This is a genomic window from Rhizobium johnstonii 3841 (assembly GCF_000009265.1).
Lineage (GTDB): Bacteria > Pseudomonadota > Alphaproteobacteria > Rhizobiales > Rhizobiaceae > Rhizobium > Rhizobium acaciae.
The window spans coordinates 1,854,384-1,871,448 of sequence record NC_008380.1 but is presented as its reverse complement, the minus strand read 5'-3'; the positions used below and the strand labels follow the sequence as shown (position 1 = coordinate 1,871,448).

12 protein-coding genes and 3 tRNA genes are annotated in these 17,065 nt (G+C 59.8%); 1 reads left to right on the top strand and 14 read right to left on the bottom strand.

All coding sequences use genetic code 11. The features are described from left to right. Positions 1-129 precede the first annotated feature (129 nt). The 14 genes from rpoC to RL_RS09150 all read right to left on the bottom strand — a co-directional run bounded on the left by rpoC (position 130) and on the right by RL_RS09150 (position 15,799). Complete coding sequence (gene rpoC / locus RL_RS09210; protein WP_011651420.1) at positions 130-4,338, bottom strand: DNA-directed RNA polymerase subunit beta'; 4,209 nt, start codon at positions 4,336-4,338, stop codon at positions 130-132. A 190-nt stretch (positions 4,339-4,528) separates the two neighbouring features. Beyond that, a complete protein-coding gene (rpoB, locus tag RL_RS09205) occupies positions 4,529-8,668 on the bottom strand; it encodes a DNA-directed RNA polymerase subunit beta (protein ID WP_011651419.1) in 4,140 nt (1,379 codons plus the stop codon). Between the two features lie 263 nt (positions 8,669-8,931). Beyond that, complete coding sequence (gene rplL / locus RL_RS09200; protein WP_003547523.1) at positions 8,932-9,309, bottom strand: 50S ribosomal protein L7/L12; 378 nt, start codon at positions 9,307-9,309, stop codon at positions 8,932-8,934. A 58-nt stretch (positions 9,310-9,367) separates the two neighbouring features. Continuing rightward, positions 9,368-9,886 (bottom strand): 50S ribosomal protein L10, encoded by a 519-nt coding sequence (gene rplJ / locus RL_RS09195; RefSeq protein ID WP_003547522.1) that lies wholly within the window; start codon positions 9,884-9,886, stop codon positions 9,368-9,370. Between the two features lie 329 nt (positions 9,887-10,215). Then, entirely contained in the window at positions 10,216-10,917 is a 702-nt protein-coding gene (rplA, locus tag RL_RS09190) for a 50S ribosomal protein L1 (RefSeq protein WP_003547520.1), read from the bottom strand. 4 nt (positions 10,918-10,921) lie between these two features. Beyond that, on the bottom strand, positions 10,922-11,353 hold the full coding sequence (gene rplK, locus RL_RS09185) for a 50S ribosomal protein L11 (protein ID WP_003547518.1): 432 nt from the start codon (positions 11,351-11,353) through the stop codon (positions 10,922-10,924). 177 nt (positions 11,354-11,530) lie between these two features. Next, the gene (gene nusG / locus RL_RS09180; protein WP_003547516.1) at positions 11,531-12,061 is read right to left on the bottom strand and encodes a transcription termination/antitermination protein NusG; all 531 of its coding nucleotides are present in this window, start codon (positions 12,059-12,061) and stop codon (positions 11,531-11,533) included. Between the two features lie 17 nt (positions 12,062-12,078). After that, a complete protein-coding gene (gene secE, locus RL_RS09175) occupies positions 12,079-12,279 on the bottom strand; it encodes a preprotein translocase subunit SecE (protein WP_003547514.1) in 201 nt (66 codons plus the stop codon). Between the two features lie 195 nt (positions 12,280-12,474). Beyond that, a tRNA-Trp gene (locus tag RL_RS09170) sits at positions 12,475-12,550 on the bottom strand. Positions 12,551-12,718: 168 nt separating this feature from the next. Next, positions 12,719-13,612 (bottom strand): NAD-dependent epimerase/dehydratase family protein, encoded by an 894-nt coding sequence (locus RL_RS09165; RefSeq protein ID WP_011651416.1) that lies wholly within the window; start codon positions 13,610-13,612, stop codon positions 12,719-12,721. Positions 13,613-13,783: 171 nt separating this feature from the next. Further along, entirely contained in the window at positions 13,784-13,918 is a 135-nt protein-coding gene (locus tag RL_RS40995; protein ID WP_003547509.1) for a hypothetical protein, read from the bottom strand. A 202-nt stretch (positions 13,919-14,120) separates the two neighbouring features. Then, a complete protein-coding gene (tuf, locus tag RL_RS09160) occupies positions 14,121-15,296 on the bottom strand; it encodes an elongation factor Tu (protein ID WP_003558535.1) in 1,176 nt (391 codons plus the stop codon). 319 nt (positions 15,297-15,615) lie between these two features. Beyond that, positions 15,616-15,689, bottom strand: a tRNA-Gly gene (locus tag RL_RS09155). Between the two features lie 25 nt (positions 15,690-15,714). Continuing rightward, positions 15,715-15,799, bottom strand: a tRNA-Tyr gene (locus RL_RS09150). A 203-nt stretch (positions 15,800-16,002) separates the two neighbouring features. On the opposite strand from RL_RS09150, the gene rlmB reads away from it, so the two are divergent. Beyond that, the gene (gene rlmB, locus RL_RS09145) at positions 16,003-16,893 is read left to right on the top strand and encodes a 23S rRNA (guanosine(2251)-2'-O)-methyltransferase RlmB (protein WP_011651415.1); all 891 of its coding nucleotides are present in this window, start codon (positions 16,003-16,005) and stop codon (positions 16,891-16,893) included. The last annotated feature ends 172 nt before the right edge of the window (positions 16,894-17,065 follow it).

Below are 17,065 nucleotides of genomic sequence, written 5' to 3'. Positions count from 1 at the left end.
TCACGCGGTCAACGCAGCATAAGCGGAAGCAGCCGCCCTCCCCGCCCGCCCAATCAGAGCAACCTAAATATGAAAAACCGCCCGGATCGCTCCGAGCGGTTTTTTCAATTCGTCGACTTCAACCGCGGATTATTCCGCAGCCGGAGCCTTTTCGGCCATGTCCTGCAGCATCGGCGTGGCGACGGCAGCACCCGTGCCCTTGCGGCGTTCTTCGAGGATCATCTCGTCGCGCGACGTGGCGATGCGGCGGATCTGGGTCATGGTGCCGCCGGTACCGGCCGGGATAAGACGGCCGACGATGACGTTTTCCTTCAGACCCTGCAAGCCGTCGGTCTTGCCGGCGATTGCAGCTTCCGTCAGCACCTTGGTCGTTTCCTGGAAGGACGCGGCCGAGATGAAGGACGGGGTCTGCAGCGACGCCTTGGTGATGCCGAGAAGAACCGGATCGCCGTAGGCTGGCTTCTTGCCCTGCTCGATCAGGTGATCGTTGACGTCTTCGAGCTCGATCCGGTCGACATTGTCGCCGACGATATAGGTCGAGTCGCCTGCATCGGTGATTTCCACCTTCTGCAGCATCTGACGGACAATCACCTCGATGTGCTTGTCGTTGATGACGACGCCCTGCAGGCGGTAGACTTCCTGGATCTCGTTGACGAGGTAGGAGGCCAGAGCCTCCACGCCCTTGATTGCCAGGATGTCGTGCGGAGCCGGGTTACCGTCGAGGATGTAGTCACCCTTTTCGATATAGTCGCCTTCCTGAAGGTGGAAGGGCTTGCCCTTCGGGATCAGGTATTCGACAGGCTCGACACCGTCTTCCGCCGGCTCGATGATGACGCGACGCTTGTTCTTGTAGTCGCGGCCGAGACGGATCGTACCATCGATCTCTGCGATGATGGCGTGGTCCTTCGGACGGCGGGCTTCGAACAGCTCGGCAACACGCGGCAGACCGCCGGTGATGTCCTTGGTCTTGGCGCTTTCGAGCGGCGAACGGGCGAGAACGTCACCCTGGGAGACCTTCGTGCCCGGCTCGACCGACAGGATCGCATCGACCGAGAGGAAGAAGCGGGCGTCACCACCACGAGACAGCTTCGCGATATTGCCGCTGGCATCCTTGATGACGATCGCCGGCTTGAGGTCCGAGCCGCGCGGGGTCGAACGCCAGTCGATAACCTGACGCTTGGTGATGCCGGTCGATTCGTCGGTCGCTTCCAGAACGGAGAGACCGTCGACCAGATCTTCAAACTGAACGGTACCGGCCACTTCCGTCATCATCGGACGGGTGTAGGGGTCCCACTCCGCCAGGCGCTGGCCGCGCTTGACCTTGTCGCCTTCGTCGACATGCAGCTTCGAACCATAGGCCACACGCTGCGACGACCGCTCGACACCACGTTCGTCCAGGATCTGGACGGTCATGTTGCGGCCCATGGCAACGAGGTTGCCATCGGAGTTGCGCAGGATGTTGCGGTTCTTGATCTGCACCGTACCTTCGTACGACGCTTCGAGGAACGACTGGTCGACCACGGTTGCCGTACCGCCAAGGTGGAAGGTACGCATGGTGAGCTGGGTGCCCGGCTCGCCGATCGACTGAGCAGCGATGACGCCGACGGCTTCGCCCATATTGACCGGCGTACCGCGCGCGAGGTCGCGGCCGTAACAGACCGAGCAGACGCCCGTCTGGATTTCGCAGGTCAGTGCCGAGCGGATGCGGATCGACTGGATGCCGGCCTTCTCGATTTCGACGACGTCGGGCTCAAGGATCATCTTGCCGGCATCGACGATGCGCTCACCCGTGACCGGATGATCGATGTCGTCGAGCGCCGTGCGGCCGAGGATGCGGGCGCCGATCGAGGCAACCACCTGGCCGGCATCGACGATGGCGGTCATGGTGAGGCCCGTCTGCGTTCCGCAATCGACATGCGTGACGATGCAATCCTGCGCGACGTCGACGAGACGGCGGGTCAGGTAGCCGGAGTTGGCGGTCTTCAGGGCGGTGTCTGCCAGACCCTTGCGGGCGCCGTGCGTCGAGTTGAAGTACTCGTTGACGGTCAGGCCTTCCTTGAAGTTCGAGATGATCGGGGTCTCGATGATTTCGCCCGACGGCTTGGCCATGAGGCCACGCATGCCGCCCAACTGGCGCATCTGGTTCGGAGAACCGCGGGCACCAGAGTGGCTCATCATATAGATCGAGTTCATCGGCTTCTGGCGACCGGTCTTCTCGTCGAATTCGACCGCCTTGATGCGCGCCATCATCTCTTCGGCGACCTTTTCGGTCGCCTTGCCCCAGGCGTCGACAACCTTGTTGTACTTCTCGCCCTGGGTGATGAGGCCGTCATTGTACTGCTGCTCGTATTCCTTCACCAGATTTTCGGTGTCGGCAACGATCTTGGCCTTGGCATCCGGAATGACCATGTCGTCCTTGCCGAACGAAATGCCGGCGCGGCAGGCGTGGGCGAAGCCGAGCTGCATGATGCGGTCGCAGAAAATGACCGTGTCCTTCTGACCGCAATGGCGATAGACCGTGTCGATCATCTTGGAGATGTTCTTCTTGGTCATTTCCTGGTTGCAGATATCGAACGGCACCTTGCCGTTCTTCGGCAGCAGTTCGCCGATGAGCAGACGGCCAGGCGTCGTCTCATAGATCTTCGAGTAAGGCTTGCCATCCTCGTCGACCGACTTGAAGCGGCCGCGGATCTTGGTGTGCAGCGTAACGACCTTGCTTTCGAGGGCGTGATGCAGCTCGCCGAGATCGGAGAAGGCCATGCCTTCGCCCGGCTCGTTCTGGTTGAGGATCGACAGATAGTAGAGGCCGAGAACCATGTCCTGCGAGGGAACGATGATCGGCGCGCCGTTGGCCGGATGCAGGATGTTGTTGGTCGACATCATCAGCACGCGGGCTTCGAGCTGAGCTTCGAGCGACAGCGGCACGTGAACGGCCATCTGGTCGCCGTCGAAGTCGGCGTTGAAGGCCGTGCAGACGAGCGGATGCAGCTGGATCGCCTTGCCTTCGACCAGGATAGGTTCGAAGGCCTGGATGCCCAGGCGGTGCAACGTCGGTGCGCGGTTCAAGAGAACCGGATGCTCGCGGATGACCTCGTCGAGGATATCCCAGACTTCCGGCTTTTCCTTCTCGACCAGCTTCTTGGCCTGCTTGACGGTCGAGGAGTAACCCTTGGCATCGAGACGGGCATAGATGAACGGCTTGAAGAGCTCGAGCGCCATCTTCTTCGGCAGACCGCACTGGTGCAGCTTCAGTTCCGGACCGGTGACGATGACCGAACGGCCGGAATAGTCGACGCGCTTGCCGAGCAGGTTCTGGCGGAAGCGGCCCTGCTTGCCCTTCAGCATATCGGAGAGCGACTTCAGCGGACGCTTGTTGGCGCCGGTGATGACACGGCCGCGACGGCCGTTGTCGAACAGCGCGTCAACGGATTCCTGCAGCATGCGCTTTTCGTTGCGGATGATGATGCCAGGCGCACGAAGCTCGATCAGACGCTTCAGACGGTTGTTACGGTTGATGACGCGGCGGTAGAGATCGTTCAGATCCGACGTCGCGAAACGGCCGCCGTCGAGCGGAACCAGCGGACGCAGATCCGGCGGAATGACCGGAACGACCTTCATGATCATCCATTCCGGACGGTTGCCCGACTCCATGAAGTTCTCGACGATCTTCAGGCGCTTCATCAGCTTCTTCTGCTTGAGATCCGACGTGGTGTCGGCAAGCTCGGCGCGCAGGTCGCCAGCGATCTTTTCGAGGTTCATCGAGGCCAGCATCTCGTAGATCGCCTCGGCGCCGATCATCGCGGTGAACTGGTCTTCGCCGTATTCGTCGACAGCGAGCATGTACTCTTCTTCCGAGAGAAGCTGGTGCTCCTTCAGGGCGGTCAGGCCCGGCTCGGTGACGATGTAGTTTTCGAAGTAGAGGACGCGCTCGACATCCTTCAGCGTCATGTCGAGCAGCGTCGAAATGCGTGATGGCAGCGACTTCAGGAACCAGATGTGGGCAACGGGAGCGGCGAGCTCGATATGGCCCATGCGCTCACGGCGAACGCGCGACAGCGTGACTTCGACGCCGCACTTTTCGCAGATGATGCCCTTGTACTTCATGCGCTTGTACTTGCCGCACAGGCATTCGTAGTCCTTGATCGGCCCGAAGATGCGCGCGCAGAACAGACCGTCACGTTCCGGCTTGAACGTACGGTAGTTGATGGTTTCCGGCTTCTTGATCTCACCGTAAGACCAGGAGAGGATCTTCTCCGGAGACGCGATCGAAATCCGAATGGAATCGAAATTCTGTGCAGGCACCTGCGGATTGAAAAGATTCATGACCTCTTGGTTCATGCCTGTCTCCTTCATGGGCTAAAGCGCCCTCAAAATGCAATGGTCGGCGGCAAATTCCCGGGAGCCGCCTCCCTCGCTTAAACGAGAATAACCGCTGGATGCGGCGAAACTTCCCTTCCGGGCCGACACGGATACGGCGCCCGGTGGGACCGGCGTGCGCCGCATTGGCAGCGCACGCCCTATCAAGTGCTTACTCGGCCGCGTCGGGCAGTTGAGCTGCCTGCGCCTCGTCAAGCTTGGTGTTCTCGAGCTCGACGCTGAGGCCCAGTGAGCGCATTTCCTTGACGAGAACGTTGAAGCTTTCCGGAATACCGGCTTCGAACGTGTCGTCTCCTCGGACGATGGCTTCGTAGACCTTCGTGCGGCCGGCGACGTCGTCCGACTTCACCGTCAGCATTTCCTGCAGCGTGTAGGCCGCGCCGTATGCTTCGAGCGCCCAGACTTCCATTTCGCCGAAGCGCTGGCCGCCGAACTGCGCCTTGCCGCCCAGCGGCTGCTGGGTCACGAGCGAGTAAGGACCGATCGAACGGGCATGGATCTTGTCGTCGACTAGGTGGTTGAGCTTCAGCATGTAGATGTAGCCCACGGTCACCTGGCGGTCGAACTGCTCACCGGTACGGCCGTCATAGAGCGTCGACTGACCGCTATCCTTGAGACCTGCCAGACGCAGCATGTCGTTGACGTCGGCTTCGTTCGCGCCGTCGAAAACAGGCGTCGCAATCGAAACGCCGCGCTTCCACTGGTCGGCGAGACGCAGAACTGAGTCATCGTCGAACTCGTGGACCTGTTCGGCCTTCGGGCCGTCTCCGACAACATCGCCGATGGTCTTGCGCAGCGGCTCAATGTTGCCATTGGCCTTGTATGCTTCGATCAGTTCGCCGATCTGGCGACCCATGCCGGCGCAAGCCCAACCCAGATGGGTTTCCAGGATCTGACCGACGTTCATGCGCGAAGGCACGCCGAGCGGGTTCAGAACGACGTCAACATGCGTGCCGTCTTCGAGGAACGGCATGTCCTCCACCGGCACAATGCGCGAGACGACGCCCTTGTTCCCGTGACGGCCGGCCATCTTGTCGCCCGGCTGGATCTTGCGCTTTACGGCGACGAAGACCTTGACCATCTTCATGACGCCAGGGGGCATTTCATCGCCGCGCTGGACCTTTTCGACCTTGTCCATGAAGCGCTGTTCGAGGCGCGACTTGGATTCGTCGTACTGGCCGCGGAGCGCTTCGAGTTCGCTCTGGACCTTTTCGTCTTCGACCGCGAACATCCACCACTGCGAACGGGGATATTCGGAGACGACGGCGTTCGAAAGTTCGCTGCCCTTCTTGAAGCCCTTCGGGCCGGCAATGGAGGCCTGGCCGCGCAGCATCTCGATCAGACGGCCGTAGACGTTACGGTCGAGGATCGCCTGCTCGTCGTCACGGTCCTTTGCCAGACGCTCGATCTCTTCGCGCTCGATCGCCATCGCACGCTCGTCCTTTTCAACGCCGTGGCGGTTGAAGACGCGGACTTCGACGATGGTCCCGTAGGTGCCGGGCGGCATGCGCATGGAGGTGTCGCGCACGTCGGAGGCCTTTTCGCCGAAGATGGCGCGCAGAAGCTTTTCTTCCGGCGTCATCGGGCTTTCGCCCTTCGGCGTGATCTTGCCGACGAGGATATCGCCCGGCTGAACTTCGGCGCCGATATAGACGATGCCGGCTTCGTCGAGGTTCTTCAGCGCTTCTTCCGAAACGTTCGGAATATCGCGGGTGATTTCTTCCGGACCAAGCTTGGTGTCGCGCGCCATCACTTCGAATTCCTCGATGTGGATGGAGGTGAACACGTCGTCGGCAACGATACGCTCGGAGAGCAGGATCGAGTCTTCGTAGTTGTAGCCGTTCCAGGGCATGAACGCGACGAGTGCGTTGCGGCCGAGCGCCAGGTCGCCGAGATCAGTCGACGGGCCGTCGGCGAGGATGTCGCCGCGGTTGACCTCGTCACCGACGGTGACCAGCGGGCGCTGGTTGACGCAGGTGTTCTGGTTCGAACGCTGGAACTTCTGCAGGCGGTAGATATCGACGCCGGACTTGCCGGCCTCGAGGTCTTCCGTGGCGCGGATAACGATACGCGTCGCGTCGACCTGGTCGACCACGCCGCCGCGGCGGGCGCCGATGGCAGCACCTGAGTCACGGGCGACGACCGGCTCCATGCCGGTCCCGACGAACGGAGCTTCGGCACGCAGCAGCGGCACTGCCTGACGCTGCATGTTCGAGCCCATGAGCGCGCGGTTGGCGTCGTCGTTTTCCAGGAACGGGATGAGCGCGGCTGCGACCGAAACGACCTGCTTCGGCGAGACGTCCATCAGGTTCATGCTGTCGCGCGGGGCGAGCATGACTTCGCCGGCATGACGGCAGACGACGAATTCGTCGACGAAGGAACCGTCAGCGTTCATCTCGGCATTGGCCTGGGCGACGTAGTACTTCGCCTCTTCCATGGCGGAGAGGTAGAGCACGTCGCTCGTCACCTTGCCGTCGACGATACGGCGGTACGGGCTTTCGATGAAGCCGTACTTGTTGACGCGGGCAAAGGTCGCAAGCGAGTTGATCAGACCGATGTTCGGGCCTTCCGGCGTTTCGATCGGGCAGATGCGGCCATAGTGGGTCGGATGCACGTCGCGGACTTCGAAGCCGGCGCGCTCACGGGTCAGACCGCCCGGGCCAAGAGCCGAAAGACGGCGCTTGTGGGTGATTTCCGAGAGCGGATTGACCTGGTCCATGAACTGCGAGAGCTGCGAGGAACCGAAGAACTCGCGCACGGCAGCGGCTGCCGGCTTGGCGTTGATCAGATCCTGCGGCATGACCGTGTCGATCTCGATCGAGGACATGCGTTCCTTGATCGCGCGCTCCATGCGCAGCAGGCCGAGACGGTACTGGTTTTCCATCAGCTCGCCGACCGAACGGACGCGGCGGTTGCCGAGATTGTCGATATCGTCGATCTCGCCCTTGCCGTCGCGCAGTTCGACCAGCATCCTGACCACGGCCAGAATGTCGTCCTTGCGCAGGATGCGGACGGTGTCTTCGACGGTCAGGTCGAGGCGCATGTTCATCTTGACGCGGCCAACGGCGGAGAGGTCGTAACGCTCCGCATCGAAGAACAGCGAGTTGAACATGGCTTCGGCCGATTCCATGGTCGGCGGCTCACCCGGACGCATGACGCGGTAGATGTCGAACAGAGCGTCCTGACGGTTCTCGTTCTTGTCGGCTGTCAGCGTGTTGCGGATATAGGCGCCGACATTGATGTGGTCGATGCCGAGAACCGGGATCTCGTCGAAGCCGTTCGCCAGGATGATGCCAAGCGTCTTCTCGTCGATTTCGTCGCCGGCCTCGAGGTAGATTTCACCGGTCGAGTAGTTGACGATATCGCCGGCAAGGTAGTTGCCGTAAAGATCGTCGTCGGCGGCCTTGAGGGCCTTCAGACCCTTGTCGGACAGCGTGCGCAGCAGGCGCGGGGTCAGCTTCTTGCCGGCTTCCACGACGACTTCGCCGGTATCGGCGTCGACCATCTCGGTGATTGCCTTGGCACCCTTCAGCGTTTCCGGCTTGAAGGGAATGCGCCAGCCTTCGCCGTCGCGCTTGTAGAGCGACTTCGTGTAGAAGGTGTCGAGGATTTCCTCGCCGTCCATGCCGAGCGCCATCAGCAGCGACGTCACAGGGATCTTGCGGCGGCGGTCGATACGGGCGTAGACGATGTCCTTGGCGTCGAATTCGATATCGAGCCAGGAACCGCGATAGGGGATGACGCGCGCAGCAAAGAGCAGCTTGCCGGACGAATGGCTCTTGCCCTTGTCGTGATCGAAAAAGACGCCCGGCGAACGGTGCATCTGGGAGACGATGACGCGCTCGGTGCCGTTGACGATGAACGTACCGTTGTTGGTCATGAGCGGCATGTCGCCCATGTAAACGGACTGTTCCTTGATGTCCTTGATCGACTTCGCGCCGGTATCCTCGTCGATATCGAACACGATGAGGCGCAGCGTCACCTTCAGCGGCGCTGCATAGGTCAGGTCGCGCTGACGGCATTCGTCAACGTCGAACTTCGGCGGTTCGAACTCGTAGGACACGAATTCCAGCATGGATGCGCCGGAGAAATCGGTGATCGGGAAAACCGACTTGAAGACGGCCTGAAGACCCTCGTCGGGTCGGCCGCCCTTCGGCTCTTCAACCATCAGAAACTGGTCGTAGGACGCCTTCTGAACCTCGATGAGGTTCGGCATTTCTGCGACTTCGGGGATCTTACCAAAAAACTTGCGTACGCGCCTGCGACCGTTGAACGAAAGGGTCTGAGCCATCGTCGCTCCTTCAAAATCTTGCACCCGGGCCTGCAACGGACGGGAACCGATGGCCAGTCGATCCCGTCAATCAATGAGTAGTTCAATCTCGTCCGACCCCAGAAAACGCTCAGCTCGGATTGCTGTGCTGCCCTCGGTGCGAGACCATCCTTTTGAAGAACCCATTACCCAAAAGCCGTTTCGACGCGGCTTTTGGGTAATTCGTTCAGAAAAACGGCAAATGGGAGGCAGTAGAGATACTGCCTCCCAAAAGCAGTTCAAGATTACTTGACGTCGGCCTTGGCGCCAGCGTCTTCAAGCTTCTTCTTGATGTCAGCGGCTTCAGCCTTGTTGACGCCTTCCTTGACAGCCTTCGGAGCGGCTTCAACGAGATCCTTGGCTTCCTTGAGGCCGAGACCAGTGATGGCGCGGACTTCCTTGATGACGTTGATCTTGTTGGCACCAGCTTCGACGAGGATGACGTCGAATTCGGTCTTTTCTTCTTCAACGACAGCAGCAGCAGCACCGCCGGCAGCGGCAGCAACAGCTACCGGAGCAGCAGCGGAAACGCCCCACTTTTCTTCGAGAAGCTTCGACAGTTCTGCAGCTTCCAGAACGGTCAGCGAGGAGAGGTCGTCAACGATCTTTGCGAGATCAGCCATTTTACTAGTTCCTTTTGTTCGGTTCGAACCGGTTGATTATAAACAGCGAAAAACCGCCTTACGCGGCTTCGTCCTTCTTGGCGTAGGCCGCAAACACGCGGGCAAGCTGGCTTGCCGGTGCTGCAACAACCCCAGCGATGCGGGTAGCCGGTGTCTGGATCATGCCCAGCAGCTTCGCACGCAGCTCATCGAGCGAAGGCAGGGTCGCAAGCGACTTGACTGCATCGGCGTTGAGCGTGGTTGTTCCCATGGCGCCGCCCAGAACAATGATCTTGTCATTGGTCTTGGCGAAATCCATGACGACCTTCGGAGCGGTGATCGGATCGGTGCTGTATGCAATCAGCGTCTGACCCTTGAAGAGATTGGACATCCCTTCCGCTTCCGTACCCTGAAGGGCAATCTTGGCCAGGCGGTTCTTCGCGACTTTGACGGTACCGCCAGCTGCGCGCATCTTCGAACGAAAATCGTTCATCTGCGCGACTGTGGCACCAGCATAGTGGGCCACGACAACTGAGCCCGAAGCCTTGAAGACTTCGTTCAGTTCCGTGACGAATTCGCGTTTTTCCGCTCTTTCCACTGCCTATCTCCAGTTGGCGGGACCGAAAATGGGCCCGCCGGTTGCCTTTTGCCTCCTGGGATCATGCGAGATCCCAAGCGACGCTTGAGGATCCTGTCCCCCCGCGCTCTCGCGCCAATCAAGGCTAAAGAGGCACAAGGCATCCAAGGCTCGAACCGAGTTCCTAGAAGCGAACTTCTTGCAATTCGGGTCTTACCCGTCTCATGCAGGCACAGTGATTAAGGGAAAACCACCTGCAATCTCGGACAGGATTCCGGATTTCTCCGGAATATTCCGGCCCCTTGCGAGGCCGGAAATTCAGTCGCCGGACTTAAAGCCCGACCATAAACTTACGCAGCCGGAGCACCGGTGACCGAGCCGGGCTCGATCTTGACGCCCGGGCCCATGGTCGAGGAAATCGCCACGCGCTTGACGTAGTTGCCCTTGGCGCCAGCCGGCTTCGCCTTGATGACGGCGTCAGCAAAGGCGCGGATGTTTTCTTCCAGAGCCTTGGCGTCGAACGAGGCCTTGCCGATACCGGCATGGACGATGCCAGCCTTCTCGACGCGGAACTCGACAGCGCCGCCCTTGGAAGCCTTGACGGCTCCGGCGACGTCCATGGTGACGGTGCCGACCTTCGGGTTCGGCATCATGCCGCGGGGGCCGAGAACCTTACCGAGACGGCCGACGAGCGGCATCATGTCGGGGGTGGCGATGCAGCGATCGAATTCGATCTTGCCGCCCTGGACGATTTCGACGAGGTCTTCGGCGCCGACGATATCGGCACCAGCGGCCTTGGCTTCGTCAGCCTTGGCGCCACGAGCGAAGACGGCGACGCGAACCGTGCGGCCCGTGCCGTTCGGCAGATTGACGACGCCACGAACCATCTGGTCCGCATGGCGCGGGTCGACGCCGAGGTTCATCGAGACTTCGATGGTTTCGTCGAACTTGGCGACAGCCCGTTCCTTGACCATGCCGATGGCCAGGGTCAGAGCGTAGAGCTTGGTGGGATCAACACCTTCGTTGATCTTCTGCGTGCGCTTACCAGCCATGATCTTAACCCACCACTTCCAGGCCCATGGCGCGGGCAGAGCCCTCGATCATCGCCATTGCACCTTCGATATCCGCTGCGTTCAGATCCTTCATCTTGGCTTCTGCGATCGACTTGATCTGAGCCTTGGTGAGGGAGCCGGCCTTGGCGCCCTTGCCGGGCGTCTTGGAACCGGACGTGATCTTCGCTTCCTTCTTCAGCCAGTAGCTGACCGGCGGCTGCTTCATCGCGAAGGTGAAGGACTTGTCCTGGTAATAGGTGATGACGACCGGAATCGGCATGCCCTTTTCCATTTCCTGCGTGGCGGCATTGAACGCCTTGCAGAATTCCATGATGTTAATGCCACGCTGACCAAGCGCCGGACCAATCGGCGGGGACGGGTTTGCCGATCCTGCCTTGACCTGAAGCTTGAGCTGGCCTGCAACTTTCTTAGCCATATCTCTCTGCCTTTCATGAACGGCCGGTCGCCCGGCCCGTGATGCCGGATCTCTCCGGCGGCTGCGGTTGCGTGGTGCGGATCCTTAGGGTCCGGCTAAGACCCCTCACCTTCCACGCGGGTGCGGACAAGGTCCGCAGGAAACAGGCCGCAAAGGCCAGCTTCCAGTCTCTCGCAATCAGACCTTCTCGACCTGAGCGTATTCCAGCTCGACCGGCGTTGCGCGGCCGAAGATCGACACTTCCACCTTCAGGCGCGAACGTTCTTCGTCCACATCCTGAACCGTGCCGTTGAACGACGCGAACGGACCGTCGGAAACGCGGACCTGCTCGCCGATCTCGAAGGTAATAGAGGCCTTCGGCCGCTCGACACCTTCCTGGACCTGACCGAGAATGCGCTCGGCTTCATAATCCGGAATCGGAACGGGCTTATTGTCGGAGCCGAGGAAACCTGTGACCTTCGGCGTATTCTTGATCAGGTGGTAGGCTTCGTCGGTCAGATTGGCACGAACCATGACATAGCCCGGGAAAAACTTGCGCTCGGAATCGACCTTGCGGCCGCGACGCACTTCCACCACCTTTTCAGTCGGCACGAGGATCTTCTCGAACAGGTGCTCAAGCCCCTTCTGGCGAGCCTTGTTCTCGATGTCTTCAGCCACCTTCTTTTCAAAATTTGAATATGCGTGGACGATGTACCAACGTGCCGCCATTTTCATTTCCACCCGTATCAGTTGCCGGTATTCAGCACGAAGCTCAGAGCCCAGCCGATCAGCTGGTCAGCGGCAAAGAAAAACAGCGCGGCGAAAACCACCATCACCAGCACCATGACCGTCGAGATCATGGTCTCGCGGCGCGACGGCCATGTAACTTTGGACGTCTCGGAGCGAACCTGCTGCAGAAACGCAAACGGATTGGATTTGGATGCCATCGACTGCCCACGCAATTACGGCGCGTAAAGCTGAAACTATCAGCCCCACGCACCGCGTGTCTGTTGAACCCTAAATAAACACCGATTTCCGAATACACAAGGGGGAAACCGAAGTTTAACGAAATTACTTACCACCAATCAATCCCCGACCGGAAATGCCGCGAGCATGTCCGCGCTGTCCCGCATCCAGGAAAATGGCAGGGGCAGTAGGGCTCGAACCTACGACCTGCGGTTTTGGAGACCGCCGCTCTACCAACTGAGCTATACCCCTTCATACCGATCATTCAGCGCCAGGGCCAAGACCCGCAAATCGCTGCTGAAAAGCATGGCGCTCCCTTTAAGACGACGGCACGGGATTGGCAAGCACGATTTTCGATTTTCAAAGCCATTCTCCTGATATGCGAGCGATCGGCCTTTCAATCGCGGAACGACGGTCCGTTCAGACCTTCACATATTTCCGCCAATCGTGTTCTTCCTTAAAACCCAGCACCTCGCGGATCTTGCGGTTGGAGAGCAGTCCCTCATACTCGCCGATCTCGTGGGTGAAGGGCACGTTCGGAAAGAATCGCTTCGCAAGCTCTTTCGATGGCGTATTGGCAGAGACGGTGTCGTTGGCAGCGTTGAAGACCTGGTAGCCGAGACCGTCCTTCTCGATGCAGAGATGGCATATCTGCCCGAGGTCGCGGGCATCGATATAGCTCCAGGCGATACGCTTGCGCATCTCGGGATGGGCGAAATAGGTCGGAAACTTCTCGTACTCGTCAGGCTCGATGACGTTGCCGATACGCAGCGCATAGATATCGAAGCCCGAACGTTCGGCAAAGGCGCGCGCCGTCTTTTCGTTGACCACCTTGGAAAGGCCGTAGGAATCCATCGGATTGACGTCGTAGTCCTCCTCCAGCGGGAACTGGTGGAAATCGCGATGGCCTTCGGCAAAGCAGACGCCGTAAGTCGTCTCGCTCGATGCGACTATGATCTTGCGGATGCCGAGCTTAACCGCCGCCTCGATGACATTATAGGTGCCCATCGTGTTGATGCGGAAAGTTTCGTTATCGGGCTTGATCAGGATGCGCGGGATGGCCGCGAAATGCACGACGGCGTCGAAGGGCTGTACGCCCCTGCCCGCGTCGAGATCGGGAAAATCGCGATGCATCGAAAGCGCGTTGAAGACCTGACCGCTATCGGTGATGTCGGCGATGAGATTGGTGACGCCAGGGCTATCCAGCGGCACGAGATCGAGGTTGTGAACCTCGTAGCCGGCATTGACGAGCCACGGCACCGCATGGCGACCTGCCTTGCCCGAACCGCCGGTGAATAGAATACGTCTCTTCATGGAATATCCTCCGCGTCATGAAATCGGAGGCATAGATAGACGCTTCCGCGCGAAGAGCAAGCGAGCGTCCTGCAAGGGTTCACCCCCGCGCCGCCAGGAGCATCCTATCCGGGAGCACCTGGCCGATCATTTCCGATCACCGCAAAACCCTGCGATGCCCGGCAAAGGCCGTCACTTGACGACACTTACCTCGCCAATCTGCACGACGGCAGACTGAACAACTTCTTGCGGAATTGCAGCGATGAAAAACATCGTGAAAACATACATCGCGAATATCGTCGCAGCGAATGTGGCCTTTGGAATCATCCGGGCTCTCCTCTTTGCAAGGAGGAGTCTGGACTACAATGGTCCAATCACAAACCGGTTTCTGAACGTGAGATGAACAAAATACTGTGACAGGCCAATTTAACGATATTTTTACAACACCTGTTAAACCTACAGGAAGTCATGAAAATGAAAAACCCCGCTGTTTCCAGCGGGGTCTTCATAATTGCGGATAGCTCGAAAGTTACTCGACGATCGACGCGACGATACCGGCGCCGACGGTGCGGCCGCCTTCGCGGATCGCGAAGCGCAGCTTTTCTTCCATCGCGATCGGAACGATCAGCTCGACCGATACCGTGACGTTGTCGCCCGGCATGACCATCTCCGTGCCTTCCGGCAGCGTCACGATGCCCGTCACGTCGGTCGTGCGGAAGTAGAACTGCGGACGGTAGTTGGTGAAGAACGGCGTATGACGACCACCCTCTTCCTTCGTCAGGATGTAGGCTTCTGCCATGAACTTCTTGTGCGGCTTGACCGAACCCGGCTTGCACAGAATCTGGCCACGCTCAACGCCGTCACGGGTGACGCCGCGGATCAGCGCGCCGATGTTGTCGCCAGCCTGGCCCTGATCGAGCAGCTTGCGGAACATTTCAACGCCGGTCACCGTCGTCTTCGTCGTCGGGCGGATGCCGACGATCTCGACTTCTTCGCCAACCTTGACAATGCCACGCTCGACGCGGCCGGTCACAACCGTGCCGCGGCCCGAGATCGAGAACACGTCTTCGATCGGCAGCAGGAACGGCAGGTTGATCGGACGCTCAGGCGTCGGGATGTAGGCGTCAACCGCAGCCATCAGCTCGCGGATCGCGTCTTCGCCGATCTTCTTGTCCGAATCTTCAAGGGCAGCAAGTGCGGAACCCTTGATGATCGGAATATCGTCGCCCGGGAAGTCGTAGGACGACAGCAGTTCGCGAACTTCGAGCTCGACCAGTTCGAGAAGCTCGGCGTCGTCGACCTGGTCGACCTTGTTCAGGAACACCACGATTGCCGGAACGCCAACCTGGCGAGCCAGCAGAATGTGTTCGCGCGTCTGCGGCATCGGGCCGTCAGCGGCCGAGCACACAAGGATCGCGCCGTCCATCTGGGCAGCACCGGTGATCATGTTCTTGACGTAGTCGGCGTGGCCGGGGCAGTCAACGTGGGCGTAGTGGCGGGCCGGCGTCTCATATTCAACGTGGGCCGTCGAAATCGTGATGCCACGCGCCTTTTCTTCCGGAGCCGCGTCGATCTGGTCGTACGCCTTGTACTCACCGAAGTACTTCGTGATCGCTGCCGTCAGAGACGTCTTACCGTGGTCAACGTGGCCAATCGTGCCAATGTTGACGTGCGGCTTGTTGCGCTCAAACTTACTCTTTCCCATTTGAATGCTTCCTGTGAACGAAAATGGTGGCCCCGGCGAACCGGTTTAGTGCCGCCGTTTAAGGCTTTCGGCGACATTGCGCAAGACTTAATTGCAGACGCCAAACTTGGCCTGACAGCGCATATGGGAGACAATTCGCCGCCTGCAAGGCGATTCGCCAAAGCCCCCTCGAAAATCGCTGAAATCTTAGAGATAGACGTTCGGCGTCGAGCGCCCTTCCCTACCAGTCGATAACCGCAATCGTCAGCTTCTTCGCCAGCGCCGGAGATATCTCGGGGACGATCACAGCAGCGGTCGAATAAAGTAGCGTAACGGAAACTGGAGCGGGTAGCGGGAATCGAACCCGCGTATTCAGCTTGGAAGGCTGCTGCTCTACCATTGAGCTATACCCGCGCGGGTGGTCCGATCCGATGACGAATGGTGGAGAGAGTTGGATTTGAACCAACGTAGGCTGAGCCAACGGATTTACAGTCCGTCCCCTTTAACCACTCGGGCATCTCTCCAGTTTTTTCGTCCGGATCGCAAGACCAAGTTCGTCAGACTTCGAAGCGTTGCCGCCCGTCGTCTGCGCCGCGTATATGACCGGAGCATTTCAGTCTGTCAACACGATGACAACGGAAAAAACACGAAAAATTTCATTCACCACCGAAAGCCGGCATATGAAAGAAAGCCTATGCGGCAGCGAGCGCCATGGCTATAAAGCTGCATGAGCAAAGACAACAAATCCGGCGGCAAGACCGCGACAGACCCATCCGCCAAGGATACGCATTACGCCACTCTGCGCCGCGCCCACCGCGACGCCAAGCGCGAACGCGGGGAGATTCCGACGCCTCAGGCGCAGAAGCGAAAGCGCGGCGGCGAAGACTGGAAGCCGCCGGCGCTTGCGCCGGACCAGGTGCATCTCTACGGCCTGCATACGGTGCGCGCGGCCCTCGACAATCCCGAGCGCAAGAAGATCAAGCTTTTCGTGACTCAGAATGCACTTGCACGCCTCGAAGTCGACGTCGAGGCGCTCGGCATACCGTTCGAGATCGTCTCGCCGCAGGAGATCGACAAGGTGCTCGGCCCCGAGGCGATCCATCAGGGCGTCATGCTGGAAACACGGCCGCTTCCGGTACGCCGGCTCGAAGCGCTGAAGGAAAGCCCTCTCCTGCTCGTCCTCGATCAGGTGACCGATCCGCACAATGTCGGCGCGATCATGCGCTCGGCCGTCGCCTTCAATGCCGGCGCGGTCATCACCACGCAGCGACACAGCCCGACCGAATCGGGCGTGCTCGCCAAGTCCGCCTCCGGCGCGCTGGAACTGATACCTTATATACAGGTCACCAATCTCGCCGATGCGCTCGGTGAATTGCACAAGCTCGGTTTCTCCACCATCGGCCTCGATTCGGAAGGGCCGGCGCCACTCGAAGGCACCTTCTCGGGCGAGAAAGTGGCGCTGGTGCTCGGCTCCGAGGGCAAGGGACTTCGACAGAAGACGCGGGAAACCGTCAACGCACTTGCCCGTCTCGACATGCCGGGCTCGATCAAATCGCTCAACGTCTCGAATGCAGCGGCAATCGCGCTTTATGCGGCACGGCTCCACTTGAAGGCATAGGCTGACCCGCAGCAAGGGCAGCCGGTCGATCCGTCCATCGGCCTGCGCGCCGTATCGCCTGCATAGGCCACTTCGACGGGATAGACGATCATCCGTGACATACAGCGCCGCGCGTTTTTTCAGACGCGCAGTCGATTCGGATTTAAGGAATTATGCAGGAGTTCGATCCGGC

Bases quoted from the DNA above. Each gene is read 5' to 3' on its own strand.
- rpoC (WP_011651420.1), bottom strand. From the start codon at position 4,338: ATGAACCAAGAGGTCATGAATCTTTTCAATCCGCAGGTGCCTGCACAG.
- rpoB (WP_011651419.1), bottom strand. From the start codon at position 8,668: ATGGCTCAGACCCTTTCGTTCAACGGTCGCAGGCGCGTACGCAAGTTT.
- rplL (WP_003547523.1), bottom strand. From the start codon at position 9,309: ATGGCTGATCTCGCAAAGATCGTTGACGACCTCTCCTCGCTGACCGTT.
- rplA (WP_003547520.1), bottom strand. From the start codon at position 10,917: ATGGCTGGTAAGCGCACGCAGAAGATCAACGAAGGTGTTGATCCCACC.
- rplK (WP_003547518.1), bottom strand. From the start codon at position 11,353: ATGGCTAAGAAAGTTGCAGGCCAGCTCAAGCTTCAGGTCAAGGCAGGA.
- nusG (WP_003547516.1), bottom strand. From the start codon at position 12,061: ATGGCGGCACGTTGGTACATCGTCCACGCATATTCAAATTTTGAAAAG.
- secE (WP_003547514.1), bottom strand. From the start codon at position 12,279: ATGGCATCCAAATCCAATCCGTTTGCGTTTCTGCAGCAGGTTCGCTCC.
- RL_RS09165 (WP_011651416.1), bottom strand. From the start codon at position 13,612: ATGAAGAGACGTATTCTATTCACCGGCGGTTCGGGCAAGGCAGGTCGC.
- RL_RS40995 (WP_003547509.1), bottom strand. From the start codon at position 13,918: ATGATTCCAAAGGCCACATTCGCTGCGACGATATTCGCGATGTATGTT.
- tuf (WP_003558535.1), bottom strand. From the start codon at position 15,296: ATGGGAAAGAGTAAGTTTGAGCGCAACAAGCCGCACGTCAACATTGGC.
- rlmB (WP_011651415.1), top strand. From the start codon at position 16,003: ATGAGCAAAGACAACAAATCCGGCGGCAAGACCGCGACAGACCCATCC.